Annotated in this window: 20 protein-coding genes; 7 read left to right on the top strand and 13 right to left on the bottom strand. The window is 43.3% G+C overall.

The genetic code is table 11. The annotated features are described in order from the left end of the window. Positions 1-7 precede the first annotated feature (7 nt). From P8596_RS04185 to P8596_RS04150, 8 genes are all read right to left on the bottom strand, one after another. A complete protein-coding gene (locus P8596_RS04185) occupies positions 8-1,057 on the bottom strand; it encodes a thermonuclease family protein (RefSeq protein ID WP_279726040.1) in 1,050 nt (349 codons plus the stop codon). Between the two features lie 301 nt (positions 1,058-1,358). Beyond that, entirely contained in the window at positions 1,359-1,817 is a 459-nt protein-coding gene (locus P8596_RS04180) for a YrhA family protein (RefSeq protein WP_279726039.1), read from the bottom strand. A 115-nt stretch (positions 1,818-1,932) separates the two neighbouring features. After that, the gene (locus P8596_RS04175; protein WP_279726038.1) at positions 1,933-2,541 is read right to left on the bottom strand and encodes a hypothetical protein; all 609 of its coding nucleotides are present in this window, start codon (positions 2,539-2,541) and stop codon (positions 1,933-1,935) included. A gap of 230 nt (positions 2,542-2,771) precedes the next feature. Next, positions 2,772-3,020, bottom strand: coding sequence for an Imm59 family immunity protein (locus P8596_RS04170; protein WP_224521195.1), 249 nt, complete (start codon positions 3,018-3,020; stop codon positions 2,772-2,774). A gap of 10 nt (positions 3,021-3,030) precedes the next feature. Then, the gene (locus tag P8596_RS04165) at positions 3,031-4,986 is read right to left on the bottom strand and encodes a T7SS effector LXG polymorphic toxin (protein ID WP_279726036.1); all 1,956 of its coding nucleotides are present in this window, start codon (positions 4,984-4,986) and stop codon (positions 3,031-3,033) included. Positions 4,987-5,006: 20 nt separating this feature from the next. After that, positions 5,007-5,306 carry a DUF5344 family protein gene (locus P8596_RS04160; RefSeq protein ID WP_279726035.1) on the bottom strand — a complete coding sequence of 100 codons (300 nt, stop codon included), beginning with the start codon at positions 5,304-5,306 and terminating at the stop codon, positions 5,007-5,009. Further along, complete coding sequence (locus P8596_RS04155; protein WP_224521198.1) at positions 5,307-5,735, bottom strand: YwqH-like family protein; 429 nt, start codon at positions 5,733-5,735, stop codon at positions 5,307-5,309. Between the two features lie 201 nt (positions 5,736-5,936). Further along, the gene (locus tag P8596_RS04150; RefSeq protein ID WP_279726034.1) at positions 5,937-6,206 is read right to left on the bottom strand and encodes a DUF3949 domain-containing protein; all 270 of its coding nucleotides are present in this window, start codon (positions 6,204-6,206) and stop codon (positions 5,937-5,939) included. Positions 6,207-6,438: 232 nt separating this feature from the next. Between P8596_RS04150 and P8596_RS04145 the strand changes: the two genes are divergently transcribed. Together P8596_RS04145 and P8596_RS04140 are read left to right on the top strand one after the other, a co-directional pair. Beyond that, positions 6,439-6,783 carry a hypothetical protein gene (locus tag P8596_RS04145; protein WP_279726033.1) on the top strand — a complete coding sequence of 115 codons (345 nt, stop codon included), beginning with the start codon at positions 6,439-6,441 and terminating at the stop codon, positions 6,781-6,783. A 34-nt stretch (positions 6,784-6,817) separates the two neighbouring features. Continuing rightward, entirely contained in the window at positions 6,818-7,159 is a 342-nt protein-coding gene (locus P8596_RS04140; RefSeq protein WP_279726032.1) for a hypothetical protein, read from the top strand. 67 nt (positions 7,160-7,226) lie between these two features. Here the strand turns inward: P8596_RS04140 and P8596_RS04135 are convergent, their stop codons facing one another. Together P8596_RS04135 and P8596_RS04130 are read right to left on the bottom strand one after the other, a co-directional pair. Then, the gene (locus tag P8596_RS04135) at positions 7,227-8,243 is read right to left on the bottom strand and encodes an aldo/keto reductase (RefSeq protein ID WP_279726031.1); all 1,017 of its coding nucleotides are present in this window, start codon (positions 8,241-8,243) and stop codon (positions 7,227-7,229) included. Between the two features lie 174 nt (positions 8,244-8,417). Next, complete coding sequence (locus P8596_RS04130) at positions 8,418-8,876, bottom strand: VOC family protein (protein WP_224521208.1); 459 nt, start codon at positions 8,874-8,876, stop codon at positions 8,418-8,420. Between the two features lie 174 nt (positions 8,877-9,050). On the opposite strand from P8596_RS04130, the gene P8596_RS04125 reads away from it, so the two are divergent. After that, positions 9,051-9,551 carry a fasciclin domain-containing protein gene (locus tag P8596_RS04125; RefSeq protein ID WP_279726030.1) on the top strand — a complete coding sequence of 167 codons (501 nt, stop codon included), beginning with the start codon at positions 9,051-9,053 and terminating at the stop codon, positions 9,549-9,551. Positions 9,552-9,626: 75 nt separating this feature from the next. On the opposite strand, the gene dhaK is transcribed toward P8596_RS04125, so the two are convergent. After that, positions 9,627-11,384 carry a dihydroxyacetone kinase subunit DhaK gene (dhaK, locus tag P8596_RS04120; RefSeq protein WP_279726029.1) on the bottom strand — a complete coding sequence of 586 codons (1,758 nt, stop codon included), beginning with the start codon at positions 11,382-11,384 and terminating at the stop codon, positions 9,627-9,629. A gap of 250 nt (positions 11,385-11,634) precedes the next feature. Here dhaK and P8596_RS04115 point away from each other — a divergent pair, with 250 nt between their 5' ends. The 3 genes from P8596_RS04115 to P8596_RS04105 all read left to right on the top strand — a co-directional run bounded on the left by P8596_RS04115 (position 11,635) and on the right by P8596_RS04105 (position 13,907). Beyond that, entirely contained in the window at positions 11,635-12,888 is a 1,254-nt protein-coding gene (locus P8596_RS04115) for an RNA polymerase sigma factor (protein WP_279726028.1), read from the top strand. Between the two features lie 90 nt (positions 12,889-12,978). Then, complete coding sequence (locus P8596_RS04110; protein WP_279726026.1) at positions 12,979-13,353, top strand: YciI family protein; 375 nt, start codon at positions 12,979-12,981, stop codon at positions 13,351-13,353. Between the two features lie 26 nt (positions 13,354-13,379). After that, positions 13,380-13,907 (top strand): DinB family protein, encoded by a 528-nt coding sequence (locus tag P8596_RS04105; protein ID WP_279726024.1) that lies wholly within the window; start codon positions 13,380-13,382, stop codon positions 13,905-13,907. A 37-nt stretch (positions 13,908-13,944) separates the two neighbouring features. Here P8596_RS04105 and P8596_RS04100 read toward each other — a convergent pair whose 3' ends face one another. Next, positions 13,945-14,517 (bottom strand): sugar O-acetyltransferase, encoded by a 573-nt coding sequence (locus tag P8596_RS04100; protein ID WP_279726022.1) that lies wholly within the window; start codon positions 14,515-14,517, stop codon positions 13,945-13,947. Positions 14,518-14,532: 15 nt separating this feature from the next. After that, positions 14,533-15,573 carry an NAD(P)-dependent alcohol dehydrogenase gene (locus P8596_RS04095; RefSeq protein WP_279726021.1) on the bottom strand — a complete coding sequence of 347 codons (1,041 nt, stop codon included), beginning with the start codon at positions 15,571-15,573 and terminating at the stop codon, positions 14,533-14,535. A 214-nt stretch (positions 15,574-15,787) separates the two neighbouring features. Between P8596_RS04095 and P8596_RS04090 the strand changes: the two genes are divergently transcribed. Then, positions 15,788-16,201, top strand: a complete 414-nt coding sequence (locus P8596_RS04090; protein WP_279726020.1) for a MerR family transcriptional regulator — start codon at positions 15,788-15,790, stop codon at positions 16,199-16,201. Positions 16,202-16,350 lie beyond the last annotated feature (149 nt).

Raw genomic sequence — 16,350 nt, 5'->3', positions numbered from 1 at the left:
CTCTTTCTTATCTCTCACACGCCCAGTCATCTTTATCCCGATCATGTTTCCGTGCATATGCTGGATGATTGGAAGGGACTCCATCCGGATAGACTTTTCTCAGTTCGGTACAGTTTTGATAATACTCTTGTTCAGGGGTAGCTGCCGGTTCTTCCGTTGTGGCACTGGAGCTGGAATTAGATGTTGTCGTTGTTTTCTTTTCTTCCTTGGCATCCAGATCCCCTTTGGTGGTACCATTTTCACCGTAAGACCAGAGACCCATTTCGTTCTCCCTTGCTTCCCGGGCGAATTTCACGAAGTAGTCGCTGTATTTCACATCCGGGTGGTAGGTGGACGGCTCTGCATATCCGTTTAATACCAGGTCGGCATTGAACATCTTGGTCCGGATTTCTTCTTCGTCCATGTCATCTTTAGGGATTTCAAGCCAGATCAAGCGCAAGGAACGGTTGTATCGGTCCGTCTCGGACACATCCTTTTGGAGCCAGACCGTTTTGCCTTCCAGCTTTTCGGTCGTATAGTTGCTGGCTTCTTTGCCGTACTCTTCTGTTCTCGTTGTGGACTCGGGAGTGTTGACGCCGATCAATCGTACTTTTCTTCCATCCTTCAATTCGACGGTATCACCGTCCACCACGCGGGTAACCAGCACTTCTTCCAATCCGAATGTATCGGCAAGCTCTTGCTGGTCTTTCTCCGCTTCCGCTTTTTCCTTTGCCGCCTTTTCTTCAGCCAGTTTCTTCTCTTCTTCCTTGGCTTTCTTCTCTTCAGCTGCCTTCTTTTCTTCCTCTGCCTTCGCCTGTTGGTCGGCTTCCTTCTCAACCTTCTCAGTGGCCGCTTTATCCACTTGATCTGAAGGAGCTGCACAGCCCCCGGTGATGACCACCAGGATCCCGATTGTCATCAACCAGATTGGCTTCCTAAAGGACGTCCTCTTTTGAGAAGTTTGGTATAAACCAAATCCCACGATCAATAATCCAACCCATGCTACAGGCGTTATTATGGCCATGAGTAAGGTGAAAATGATGGCCACGACAGCCATGGTGACACGTAATCCGTTCATTTCAGCACCTCATTACATTATTTTGTCGTTCTCTATTCCCTCTGCCTAACTCCGTTACTCATAAAAGATTTGTACATTAATTGTATTACAAAATCCCTTATTTATCTGACAATCTCGTAATTTAGTGAAGATTTTTCTGCACAGAACTAGAAAAAGAGCAGAAGCCTCGCAGCCTCTGCTCTTACCTCTTATCATTATTTTGTGAGGCATGGGGACGGTTCTGTTACTTCCTCATCAAAAAAAGAAGCACGAGAACCGTCCCCGTGCTTCACCAAAAAATTTCATACAAAGAGTTTCCTTACTATATAATTGTTTCAAGTGCATCACTTAACATGGCATCAAAGCTTTTAAATGATTGAATTAAAGTTCCTGAGGGATTATCGAGTTCTACATATTCATTCTCTTTTGGGGCATAACAATACCATGCTGTATCAGAATCTCCCAAAAATAAATATTGCTTTTGCCACTCATTTTCATACCAAAGTTCGTTTGTTTCAATAAAACCATGTATTTCTTCATCTATTTCCTTTTCAAGTAGATCTTCATCAACACCATACATTACTAATCCATTAAAGTCTAACCCATTTACTTCTTTCAAAAATCCAATATATGGATCGGGTATTATGATGTTTCCTAGTTTCTTCTGAATGGTATGATTCATTTTAATTATTTCTGTATCTGATGCTGGATCTCTAAGAGAACGTCCATATGCCCCTTCAATTTTTTCTATTTCTATTAACAAGCCTTTCCACTGAGTCATATCTACTCTTTCCCTCCCACTCCACTAGCTCAGAACCGTCCAGGCCTACTCATGGCCCCGTTCCTCTTATTTCCTATTCCATATTCCATCGCAACAAATGAAAATATTGCATTCTCTACCCCAACAGATATAACTCTTTTAACGTTTCAATAAAATCACTATCATCTTTCACTTCAGTCTTCTCAATAAGTCCATAAAATTGTCTAAGTTTAGAAGAAAAATTGCATAGAACAATAGCTGCAGGATTCAAGTTTCTAGATTTAGTAATGTACGTCTTAGAATCACGCTTTCCTAAGAAAAGAACATTGTACTTATCATTCGTACTTTTCTCTAATATTATTTTATCAGGCACCATTTTTAATAGTGAATAATAGTTGTCATCTAAAAAAATTTTTAACATCTTTTGAAAATCGTTTAGTGATGCTGCATTTTCAACCGCAATGTGACCATCGATATTATATTTTCTATCTTCTAATTTACTCTTTGAAAAGAAATATAAAGCTATGATGGATTTATATTTATCTGTAAATTCAGCTACTTTGTATTCTTTTCCTTCGTTAACTTCAAAAAGCTCATAAAGATCCATTCCTTCATTTAAAGTTAATTTGACAGTTGTTTCAGGATAATCCCCTTCACTTGCTGGAGCGACGCAAATAAAATCTTTTTCATTTTTAATTACTTTAAATTCCGTCTCAATGAAATGATATATACCATCGATGTTCAAATTTCACACTCCCTAATATACTATGCAAAAGAAAAAGACAAATGGACAACACACTACTTCATTATGTTAAAAAAACCTAATGTCTTCAGCACACTTTTAAACTGTGGATTCTTCCATTTCTCCACTATCTAAGCATAGAACGTATTGAAAACAGCCTGTTTGGAGAAAATTCCAAACAGGCTGTTTTTTAGTTATCCGTGATGATAGTTCTTCAGTTGACTCGAGGAACTTTATAGCTCTCTTAATACTTTATCAGCCCTTAATCTATCAATAAAATCAGTTAATGCTTCTTTTTCATCTGTATAGGTATCTTGTGAATTTGTAACTTTGCTGGCCCTTTCATCTGTTACATAAACAATCCATTTATCATTTTCATGCCTTAACACAACTTCATTTTCTCTATTATCCCTTAGTTCATTCATATTGTAACCTTGTAAATTTTCATCATGTATAATCCTCATTGCCTCTTTTATATTCATAGTTGTCCTCCTATTTAATTTCCTTAAGCAAGCCTAATCTTTCTAATTGTCCTACCGTAAGACTAAATTCGTATTGAACGGCTCCTCCTTTTCCCCAGCCTTCTACAGCTGCCGCATTTCCTTTATATGATACAAGCCTGCTATAGTCACCCTTATAATACTTTCTTACTGTAGCTTCAATCTCAGTTTTCAACTTTTTATCTGGGCATTTATCAACATAATCTTTAATTTTGTTGAAATCTCCCTTAATTTCATATTGATGATAATTCGATAAGTCTTCTACATACGGTAATGAACGTTCTGTATATAAATACGATTCTCCATTAATTACAGGAGATGTATATCTACCATTAGGATTTCCATACCTATCAATTACTTCTCGCATCTCTGGAGTGAACTGTTCTTTTATTGCAGTACCATCAACGTTTAATGTATAACCTCCTTCAGCAGCTTTACTCCAATTAATTGAGCCTTCAGGATGTAATACTGATGAATTCTTTGGTATTTGAATACCGGCTGGCCATTTACCTTCTTTTAAGAATTTATTTGCTACATTTATGTCTACATTCTTCAATAAATAATTATACAACTCATCATTAGTGCATGTAGACTTTCTCCACAGGTTAGCAGCTTCTGCCATACCCTTAGCACCAACCCTATCACCAGTACTTACCTTATTCTCCTTAACCGTCCTCTCCACAGAAAACCGACTCCACCCAGGCTCTCCACCAACCAACATCCCATTATCAGCAACTACCATAGGTCGGTTATAAAAATCATCAATCCCTAAACGGATCTGATCCCATCTATGAGTCAATGAAACCTTAGGAACGGTCCTAGGTGCAGGAGTTGGTATATTCGTGCCACCTTTCACTTTTAGCCCGGGTTTTGCACCTCCGACAAGAAGTGCTGCCAGGCCAAAGCTATTCATCCAGTGTTCTTTCGAGTAGGTGTCTTCTGGATTGACTGCCCCGTTGAAAAGGTCCACCCCACCCATTGTCAGGTAGTTGATAAAGTCAGAGCCGGATTCAGTTGCTACCTCCGCTCTTTCATTCAGACCACTCATAAAGCCTTTGCCTAAATCAAGGCCGCCAGCGGTTATATAGTTTCCAAAATCATAGACGGAGTCAAACTTCTCTTCATTTCGCTTCTCCAACCCGGCCCAGAGATCCTGTCCGATTTCCTTAAAGCTGTTAAGGGATTCCATGAACGGATTCTCATTGACTTCTTCTTCCGGAAGGGGCTTGGGCTCTCTTGCCTGTTCCTGTGCTTCCTTGAATTTCAAATAAGACTCTGTCTCTGCTGTAATATCATCTGTCAGCTGATAGGCATCACTGGAGTAATAAGCTGCCGCATTGAAATAAAGCGGTGATATGTGACTGTCCTGCGTGGACGACTCCATTAACTCCTTCATGAGACCTGTGAGTACCTGTTCACTGGTTTCTAAATGAAGATATTCCCGTTTTAATTCTTCATCAAATTGATTGACGGCGTCAAGTGTCTCTTCTCGCTTCCTCCTTGCGTCTTCCATATGGGCATCAAATTGATCTCTCGAAAAGACATTCAATGGATGGATATCGCTTATACGATTGAGGATTCCTTGAAGTTCCTGCTGTTGTGCAGCAACCATTTCATCTGATCGTCTCTCACTTTGACGAAGATCTCCCTCAAGGAATGGAAGTTCCACCAATTCCCTGCCAAGGTTTCGGTCATCGGCGTCACCATGAATGCCGTCGAAGAAAGCGATGTTCCTTTCAGCCAGTTGAATCCAAACCTCCACGACATCGATTTGAGCGCCGTAGAAACCTTTAATGGCATCGGCACCCTTTCCCTGGAATTCATCGTCTAGGTCCACAATGGCTTGAAAAGAGTGTTTAAGTGTTATCAGTTGATCTCTTAATGTTTCGTATTCATGTCGGCGTGATGACATTGCGTCGAGTAAAGTAGGGGCTTCATATACTTTCAATGGTCGCGTCTGCCTTTCTTTCAGGATTTGGTTACGGCTTCATCCTGTTGTTTTAAAGCTTCTACATTCGCTTTTGTATCTTGTATATTCTTTTCAACAACGGCGATGTAGTCCTTCAATATCTGGTGAATATTCTGTTCACGCTGGGTCCATGCATCTGTATAATGCAGCTTGTTCCGTCCCAACTGCTCTTGTGCAGGTGGATTCAACTGTAGCCGCTCCAGATTGTGCATTACTTCATTCAATTTCGCCATGACCGCATGATGGTTGAGCTTTATTTGCTGTGCTGATGCTCCTCCAGATCCCGTACTCACATTCATCTAAAACAACCTCCCTTTCAAGTCACTGATTTTATGAGAAACCTGCTCATAAAAATCTTCCCCTTTGGAAAGTAAATGCTCTGCATCATTAGCCAAATGACCATAGAAGCTCATAACACCCTGCTGAGCTTCCAATACATGAATCTTTGATTCTATTGAACTGACATATTCGTCATAGTTTTCATGTCCGATTTGCCTCATGGCTTGGAGGGCAGAATCCCGTTCGGTTTGATATTCTTCAGACCTCGGGCCCGCCCAACTTTTATGTAATTCCGGCTGCTGGATTTGCTTAATTTCACTAAGTAGTTGACTTTGCTCATGCAAAATGGCGTTCTTCGCTTCCCTCAACCGCGAAATCTTTTCCTGAATATCGCTCGATTGGGAATGGATCACACTCTGAATGTAATTTAACTCATTGTAGAGTCCCATTTCGGCATCTCCCTTACCAATTAATCCTCTAAAATACCTATAAAATTCCAATCACCTTTGATATCGTACCACCCTTTTGTTCATCATTCTACTCAGTAATGAGACCATAACAAAAAAAGGAAATTATTCATGATTCTTTTGTACCACCATTTTTATGAACCCAAACCTTTTAAACACTAAAAAACCCCTATAAGTCATGACTCACTTCCCACCCCCACCATGCCTCACCCTATACATAATAGAAGCAAACAGATTAGCCAGAAAAAACAACGGGTTCCCCTGCAAATTGGAATGAAGGCTCAGTTCACTAACGTTCATGGCATCATACATATCCCCCTGTTTCTTTCCTTTTAACCGGTTCTTCTCCTCTTCAGCTTTTAAAGCGATCAAGAAGCGATATTGCATAGGTAAGATCAACAGGGAAATCAGCACATATAAACCGAAAATGGCTAGAAAGATATACAATTCCATTTTAACTGCCTCCTCATGTTCACCACTGTTTTTTTCTTATATATGTATACGTTTAACTGAATTGGAAAGTTTCGTTAATAGAGGTCTTTTGTCGTGTGGTTAATTTGAGTATGATAGAAAGAGAGTTGCTTAGAAAAGGAGATCTAGGGGAAGAACGGGGACGGTTCTCCCGCTTCCAACTCATATAAAAGAAGCGAATCAACCTTCCCATGCTTCTAAAAAGGAGACGCACATGCTCTTGATCCTTCCCACAATCATTGAATTCATAAAGTATCTATTGATTGCCATCTTACTCACACAACTCGGTTTCGGTTGTCTGATTTTATTATTCGGAAAAACCATGGTGGATCTCTACACAATCTCCACTTATGAAAAAACTGAAAGTCCCTTTCAAAGAATGAGTAACGTTATTCAGAAGACCACCATTGGATTTGGGTATCTGCTTTACTCCAAAGTTTCAACATTCAATTGGATACTGAGGAAGGTCTTATTACTGGGTTGTTTACTTGTTCAGGCATTCCTATCGATTTTCCTGTATGAAATCATTGTAGTTGTACTTGATTGGCTATCATTTTAAACGAATCCTAAGGGAAAAAAGAAAGGAAAATATTATGTTTCTTACGCCTGATGATATTGGAGAATTGATTTTATTGGTCATTGGTGCTGTACTGGCCATCCAGTTCGCATATGGCTGCACAATCCTCCTCTTAGAGAGGACCATGCTGGACTTCTACGATCTGTCCATTTATCGTCCCGCTACCACCGTCTTTCAAAAAATCCAGAACACCTTCCAAAAGGGGCTACTTGGCTCCGGATACTACATTTACACGAAAATCGGAAAGTACAACTGGTTTGTCCGAAAGATCCTATTTCTCCTTGCATTACTTGTCCAAGGAATTCTCTCGATTATCCTTTACACTTTCCTCTCATTGATAAAAGAGCTTGTGGTTTAAGGAGCACAGGGACGGTTCTCTTGCTTCCAACTCATAAAAAAAGAAACACGAGAACCGTCCCCGTGCTTCACAAGATTTGAATGTTCTCCTTGATATGTTCGATCTTTTTCATCCCCACCATCGTAGAGAAAACACCTTCGGTTGAAGTGACCTCCCTTAACATAGATCTGGCGTCACTTGCCCCATCGAACGCCTTTCCCAGATAAAATGGAGCACTGGTGGTAGAATAAATTCCCAGCTCATGCGCTGCTTCGAAGACAGACAACCACTTTCCATTTGCCTTTTGATTCTGTTTTTGGATGCCTTCATTCATATGCTTATTCAGCGGAAACTGGATGAACTTGAAGTGATGTCCTTCCCCGGCCACTTTTTTGGCTATATTTATAACCTCTTCGATTGAAAGATAGCCCTTTTCCATTGGATCCTTGAGAAATCCAAACCAGGTAGCAAATCCATAATACCTAATATTCCCGAGTTGCACTTGATTTTCAAAGAAGGTAAATAACTTTTCCAGTTGCGTATAAAAAAGAGTGGGTCCAAGGACCATCATGGAGATTTCGGGGTTATGGATATAGTAGAGATCAATGGTTTCCAGGTGAAGATGTTTCTTACTGGTTTCTATGGCAAATCGATAATAATCGGGTGCTAACACATGCCGATGGGTATCGACGATATTCACGTCCGACTCCTGAACGACCCCACCTTCCAACAAGAATTTTTGTAAAAAATCCGTGGGAACCAAGTTTGCCTCGATGTCCCCTGGAATGATGCCTCCTTTGGTTGATACAATCACTTCTTCCCGCTTAATTGATCCCCTCTTGATTAAAGACTTTAAAACATAGCCGACATCCCTTTCAGATCGCATCCCTCGGTAATTGATGGCGGTATCGATGAAATTCAATCCATTCAGCAGCCCGTACTCAATCCCTTCTCGATAAAGCACCGAGTCTTCCTCATTCATCTCCCCCAGATGAGTCCCCATCGCAATGGGAGGAGCGCAAAACATGGACGATTCTCGACAAGGCAAAGAAAACTTATTCAAATAGTCACTCGTTCCATTAAAAGAAGCATAACCGGAAATCATTCATATACCCCCTTTTATGTTCTATCACATCATAAAAGAAAAAAAATCAGAATAACAGACTGAAAATTCTCGCAATTATTTGTTACAATTAAGATAGGGGTAGCACGGGGACGGTTCTTCTGCTCCTAGTTCATCAAAAAAGGAAGCACATGAACCGTCCCCGTGCTTCCATCTTCACTTCTCCCGGTCCCTCCACTCCTCAAGCGTCATCATCTCAAACGCCTCTTCATGATCCAATCGCAACGGAGCAATGAATTCAAGTGAATTTCCGTCAGGATCATCGAAATACAGACAGGCATGGGCCTGCGGATTATTGGGAAGGACAATCGGCTGCCGTTCCGGTGAAAATCCGAATGCTTCCCTCACCTCGACTCCTCTTTCTTTTAGCCATTCCTTCGCCTTTACGATATCCCCCACTTCAACATGAAAGGCGATATGCCTGATGGAAGCATGATACGGGATGTTCACTTGATCCGCCTCCCACAATCCAAGCCAGCTCTTTCCTTTCTCAATCCAGACAAAGGAAACCCTCTCGCTCTCATACGCCAGCTCCAAACCGAGCTTCTGATAAAATTCGATGGACTGTCTCATATCACTTACAGGTAAATGTGCTTCGTATAATCCTTTAATCATGATGGTTTCTCCTTTTTCTTCATATTAGTATTCATCAAAGAAAAATGGCTCCGGTATTCGTTTGAACTATTTCTAAGACTTTTGATTGAAAAAGGAATGGATAATCCTGCTAAACCAGCACATACTACTTTCTGAGTAAACAGATGTTTACATAAAAAAGCAGGAGGTAGAATCATGAAAAACAAAACATTTGCTTTGATGATGGTTGTATTCATGGCGTTCCTGACCCTTTCAAACGGCGTATCGGCCGTTGAAGGTGGAACACCGGCCACGAAGGATATCGTCGACACGGCGGTTGAAGCAGGTCAGTTCAAAACCCTTGCGGCTGCTCTAGAAAAGGCAGGCCTTGTGGACACATTGAAAGGTGAAGCTCCTTACACGGTATTCGCACCGACGGATGCTGCATTTGAAAAGCTTCTAAAGAAATTAGGTATCACAGCGGAAGAACTACTGGCCAGAGAAGATCTAAAGCAGATCCTTCTGTACCACGTCCTTTCAGGTAAAGTGATGTCTACAGATTTGAAAGACAGTCAAAAAGCTGAGACACTCGCCAACAAGACAGTGGATATCAAACTGAACCCTGTTCGTGTCAACAACGCCAACGTAGTGCAAGCAGACATCCAGGCATCAAACGGCGTCATTCACGTAATCGATGAAGTGTTACTTCCAGAGTAAGGAAGCACGGGGACGGTTCTGCTGCTTCCAACGTATAGAAGAAAAGAAGCAAGGGGAGCCCCCTTGCTTCTTTCTTTACCTTACACTCTCCGATAACTCCGTAAAGATCACCCCAAGCGCATAGGCACCGGCATCCGGATGTCCGAGGCTTCGTTCCCCAACAGTACCGGCACGTCCCATCCGGGCAACGATATCCTTGGTTTTCTCGGCTCCTTCAACTGCGGCCGCTGCTCCTTTTTGGAATGCGGTCTTGAAATCGTCTCCGTCTGCGGCACTTTGTGACCAGGAGTCGGCACATGGAACGAGTGCATCCACAAGGGTTTTGTCCCCGACCTCTGCTCCCCTGCCGAAGGAACGTTCGCCTGTATCCTGGATTCCTTTCACAGCCGCCTGCAACATATCCGCGAATTCTTTCACGGTCAGTTCCGTTCGATCCTCTGCCGCCTTCCCTGCAGCCCGGAATGCAGATCCCCAGATCGGACCGGATGCACCGCCGCAATATTCCATGATGACCATGGAGCTTGCATCCAGGATGCTACCGATAGTCAGATGTTCTTGACTCAGGATGTTTTTCCACTCCCGTTTCAACTGCTTGAAGCCCTTGGAGACGCTCATTCCGAAATCCCCGTCTCCGGCATGTGAATCCAGTTCACAGAATGGTACTTCATTCTTGATGATGATGTCGCTCATTTTATCTACGAGGTAGATGATGTTTTCGAGTGATGCTCTATCGTTTTTAATCACAGCATGTTCTTCCGGCGTTTCCACTTCGAAGGAGACTGGTTTCGCTTCCTCATCTTCCTCGAGGTCGATATACTCCACACCCGGTACCGGTCCGTCCACTCTGAACGCAGGCGCAGTGCTCTCACGGGACAGCAATGTTTTCAACTCTTCATCAAGCTTCATCACGGTCAGGGAAACACCTGCCATATCGATGCTCGTCATGTAGTTACCGACAAAGGCACGGTTGATCTGGATCTTTTTATCCGCGAAAATCCGGGTAACGGAATTGTTAAAAAGATAGAGCTCCTGTAGCGGCGTGCCACCAAACCCATTGACAAGGATCGCGACCTCGGAAGAATCACTATCTTCCATTTTCAAATCCTTAAGAAGATCGTTTACCATCCGCTCTGCCAGTTCGTCCGCAGACGCGGTTTTTTCCCGTCTTGTCCCCGGTTCTCCATGAATCCCGACACCATATTCGATTTCATCGTCAGCCAATTTGAACGTCGGAGCTCCACTGGCTGGTACCGTACAGGATGTCAAAGCGAAGCCAATGCTGCGGACATTTTCAGCAGCCTTCTCCGCCACGGCTTTCACTTCCTTCAAGCTTCTGCCTTCTTCCGCAGCCGCTCCGGCGATTTTATGTACCAACACGGTTCCCGCGACACCACGGCGTCCCACTGTATAAAGGCTGTCCTCCACGGCGATATCATCATCCACTTTCACATATTCCACAGGGATGCCATCCTCTGAAGCCATATGAGCCGCATTTTTAAAATTCATGATATCCCCGCTGTAATTCTTAATGACCAAGAGGGCTCCCCTTTTACCAGCTGTTGCCTTAATCGCCTGATACACCTGGATCTGGGAAGGTGATGCAAACACATCACCGCACACGGCAGCGTCTAGCATCCCTTTCCCCACAAGCCCCGCATGTGAAGGCTCATGTCCACTTCCTCCGCCACTGATCAACGTAACCTTATCTTCATTCAAATCCTTTTTCTTCATCACCTTATACTTCTTCATAAACTCAAGCTCCGGATGGGCCATGGCCATCCCATTGCACATCTCCACGACCAAATCTTCAGGTTCATTCATGACTTTCTTCATTCATAACTCCTCCTTCAGTTTTGTGATTGCCCAAATTATCTCACTCACCACGTGAAAACGAAAGCAAGAAGCATGGGGACGGTTCTGTTGCTTCTTCTTGGAGTAGAAAAAAAGCACAAGGTCCGTCCCTCCTTGATCTTAAATCGTTTTTGTAGTTTCTCATTATGATAAAATTACATTATCAGAATTTTATAATTATTCGACGTGGTTGATTACAGAATGCAGAATGCATCGGGGAGGAGAAACCTACATGAATGAGACTTTAATCCACCAAAGAATTGAGCAGATTTGGAGAGCGGAATCAGCGAAAGTAGTAGCATCCCTTACTCGGATGGTGAGGGATATAAGCATTGCGGAGGATCTTGCTCAAGACACACTGATCATAGCGCTTGAGCGTTGGCCAGTCTCAGATATACCTGATAACCCTGGTGCATGGCTGATGACCGTGGCTAAACGAAAAGCCATAGACATGCTTCGCAGACAAAAAAGGCTGGATCAAAAATATGAACAAATGGCTCACTCAATGAATATTCATCATGATCAAGACTGGGCTGATGAAATGGATGAAGAGATTGAGGATGAAGTGCTGAGGCTGATTTTCATGACCTGTCATCCCGTGTTATCAACAAACGCACGTGTAGCTCTTACCCTAAGACTGGTTGGGGGACTGACAACAGAAGAAATCGCAAACGCGTTTCTTGTACCTGAATCGACGATTGCCCAGCGTGTGGTTAGGGCAAAACGAAAACTTGCGGCAGCCAAGGTTCCTTTCGAGGTTCCTCAGGAGGCAGAGTATGCAGAACGGCTTTCTTCCGTATTGGAAGTGATCTACCTTATGTTCAACGAGGGCTATTCGGCTTCTTCGGGTGAACACTTAATTCGAATGAATCTATTTAATGAAGCATTAAGAATGGGAAGAGCTTTAGCAGATCTCATTCGTCTGGAACCGGAAGTTCATGGTCTTGTTGCGCTAATGGAAATACAAGCATCTCGATTTGAAGCCCGAACGAATACGGAAGGTGACATGATATTGCTGTTGGATCAGAACCGCTCGTTGTGGAATCAGGAACACATCAACCGGGGTTTTGCCTCACTAAAAAAAGTAGAAGACTTGGGAGGGACAATTGGAATGTATGCATTGCAAGCTGCTATAGCTGCTTGTCATGCAGAAGCGGCCTCACCAGAGAAAACGAATTGGGAGCGAATTTCCACTCTTTATGCTGCACTTTCAGAAATTGCTCCTTCTCCCGTCGTTGATCTGAATCGGGCGGTTGCTATTTCAATGGCCCGTGGACCAAGTGCAGGGTTGGAGATTGTCGATTCTTTACTTTTGGATCCTGCGTTGAAGAACTATCATTTACTTCCAAGTGTCAAAGGCAATTTCCTCCTGAAGTTAGGAAAAAAGAATGAAGCATGTAAAGAATTCCAGCGTGCTGCTTCGTTAACACAAAATGTGCAGGAACAGAAATTTCTATTGAAACAGGCTAAAGATTATATGAAATAAAAAAATAATTAATAGTTATGTCGATTTTCCGATTTGCTGATCGTTGTATAAATAGATACAAAAAATTCGAATGACCTAGGAGAGATAAAGATGATCTTTTTATGTATGGGCTATTTTAACTCTGAAAAAATGGATGCACGTCCAAGTGCGGAGATTGAGGCTGTGATGGAGGAATGCCAGCCCCACACTGAGAAATTTTACGAAAGCGGGAAGGTGCTGCTTGATGCAGGTCTCGAGTCAGAAATCAAAAACTTGCGCCGTGTGGACGGGAAAGTCATGGTAACAGATGGCCCATTTACAGAAACAAAAGAGCTGATCGGAAGCATATTCATTTTTGAAGCAGAGAACATGGATGAAGCAATCGAGCTCGCCTCTATTCATCCGACCACGCAATTGAATATAGGGGAAGAATTTGGATGGCGCATCGAGATTCGCCCTGTTCATTACTTTAAGAATGATAAGTAAGCAGAAATCAAAGATGGGGGAATGACATGAATGACCTTACATTAATTGAAACATACAAAGGCTTTTTACAAGCATATTCTCCTGAGCAGCTAAGGTATATCCCAGAACCAGGGGTCTGGTCCATCGGCCAAATGTATGACCATCTCCTTGTCGTGGCTCATGAGTATCTGGACAGTGTGGAAGCCTGTGCGATGGCTGGCGGAGAGCAAACGGATGGGAAAACAGAGTTTGGAGAATATTTATTTAACCTTGGTGGATTCCCTCCAATTAAAATCCAATTATCGCCCGAACTTAACACTGCCCCGGACAATTCAAAAACGAAAGAGGATATTAGACGGGAGCTCGATCAACTAATGGATCGAATGAAAGAGTTGAAAATGAAGGTAGATGGAATCAATCCAAACTCAAAACTTAAGCATGGAGGCTTTGGTTGGTTGAATGCCCAGGAATGGTTTGACCTCGTTGGAATGCATTTTCGTCATCATCTGCGGCAGAAATATGAATTAGATGATATATGGGTGAAGCATGGGGACGGTTCTGATGCCTCCATATAATATAAAAAAGAAGCAAGGGAACCGTCACCTTGCTTCTTCACTCATCAATCCCTTTCACGACTTTCGCCGGCACTCCCGCAGCCACCACGTTTTCCGGAACATCCTTCGTGACGACGGCTCCTGCCGCGATGATGGAGTTGTTCCCGATGGTGACGCCTGGCAGGATGGTGGCATTGGAGCCAATCCATACGTTCTTGCCAATCGTCACCGGAGACGAGAATGTGGTGTTTCGCGTCTCCAGTGGCAATCCGTGATTCAGTGTGGCGATGGTGACGTTCATGCCGATCAGTGAACCGTCTCCGATGTGAATGCCGCCCCTGTCCTGGAACGAACACCCTGTGTTGAAGAACACGTTCTTCCCGATGTGGATGTTCTTCCCAAAGTCCGTGTAGAATGGCGGGAAACACATGAACGATGGATCCACTTCGGTGCCGGTCAGTTCGCTGAAGATCTCGACGATTTCTTCCTTGTAATGATAAGAAGTATTCAATTCCATCGTGATCCGTTGGGCTTCGTAGCTGCATTGAGTCAGCAGACCATGCAATTCTTTATCCTCACCCGAAATGGGGTTTCCTTCTCTACAAAACGACAGAAACTCGTCCATATTCATCTTCATTCACCTGCGTTAAATCGTGCTCGTATCAATCACAAATCGATACTTCACATCTGAACCCAATACCCGTTCATACGCTTCATCGATGTAATCGGCTGAAATCACTTCAATCGAAGGTACAATTCCATGTTCCCCACAGAAATCGAGCATTTCCTGGGTCTCACGGATGCCTCCAATCAAGGAACCGGCAAATGAACGGCGGTGGCCGATTAATGAGAACACATTCACTTCCAATGGCTCTGCAGGCGCACCCACATTCACCATTGCCCCATCGAGTGTCAATAGGGAAAGATATGCGCTAATGTCAATCTTGGCACTCACTGTGTTAATGATCAGATCAAACGTACCGGCAAGTTTCTCGAACGTCTCAGGATCGCTCGTCGCATGATACGCTTCTGCCCCAAATTCCAGGCCATCCTCTTTCTTATTTAACGTACGGGAAAGGACCGTTACTTCGGCTCCCATGGCATGTGCAATCTTGACTGCCATATGACCGAGTCCACCCATGCCGACAACCGCAACTTTTTTCCCTGGGCCCGCATTCCAATGATTCAAGGGAGAATACGTCGTAATTCCCGCACATAGAAGAGGTGCCGCAGCATCCAGCTCGATGTTATCAGGGATCTTCAGGACGAAATCTTCCTCTACAACGATATGGGTCGAATAACCGCCTTGAGTCAACTCGCCATATTTATCCACTCCTGCGTACGTAGGGATGTTTCCTTCCAGGCAGTACTGCTCTTCCCCTTCACGGCAGTTCTTACATTCCCCGCAGGAACCAACCATACATCCTACTCCTACCCGGTCTCCGGCTTTGTACTTTGTTACTTCGGATCCGACTTCCGTTACGAACCCCGCAATCTCGTGTCCTGGAACAAGTGGATACTTCACTTCTCCCCATTCACCGTGTGCTGTATGGATATCGGAATGGCAGATCCCTGCATACTTGATTTCAATCAAAACATCATGCTTATCAAGATCGCGCCTCTCGATTTCAGCCTCTCTGAAAGATTTGTCAGGACCGTCAACAGCTCGTGCTTTAGCAATTACCATGAATAAAAACCTCCTGTATTAGTAGCTTTCAAGAGACAGGTGAACAAACCTGATGAACTCTTGTTATATCCATGGTAATCCCTATAGTTAACTCTAGGTCAAGAGATAACCCTCCTTGAATCTGTTTTGACAGCGAGTGATGACCGTGCTACGATTTTTTCACAGACATAGAGTTAACTCGACGTCTAGATTTGCCGACAAAAGGAGCACGAACATGAAAACTTATTCTATTGGAGAAGTGGCAAAAGAACTGAATCTCTCTATCTATACTTTGCGATACTATGACAAGGAAGGCCTCATGCCTTTTGTCGAACGAAACGAAAACGGCACCCGACGATTTAAAGAATCAGATATCTCCGCCCTACATATCATCGAATGTCTGAAATCAACCGGCATGCCCATCAAGGAGATCAAGCACTTCATCGACTGGTGCGCAGAAGGCGACGCCACCCTGCAACACCGTTATGACATGTTCCTCGAAAGGAAAGCATCCGTAGAAGCAAAGATCAAAGAACTCCAGCAAACCATGGAAGTCATCGACCATAAATGCAGCTACTACAAGACCGCTTTGGAAGCTGGTACGGAAGATGTGCATAGGAATAAGAAGATAGAGATTATTCATCCGTAACGCTTCTTCTATGCAGCAGGTAGGTGTGCATAGGGACAGTTCTCCTGCACCAATAGATTGATTTATCTAGTTCTTTTATAAATAACAGAACAATTCCAAACCCAATTATACATAGAGGTACATCCACATACCTTACTGCTTCAAATTAA

The sequence above is a fragment of the Rossellomorea sp. DA94 genome (genome assembly GCF_029834455.1).
Taxonomy (GTDB): Bacteria; Bacillota; Bacilli; order Bacillales; family Bacillaceae_B; genus Rossellomorea; species Rossellomorea vietnamensis.
The sequence above is the reverse complement of the archived record's forward strand: the minus strand, read 5'-3'. Positions and strand labels throughout refer to the sequence as shown.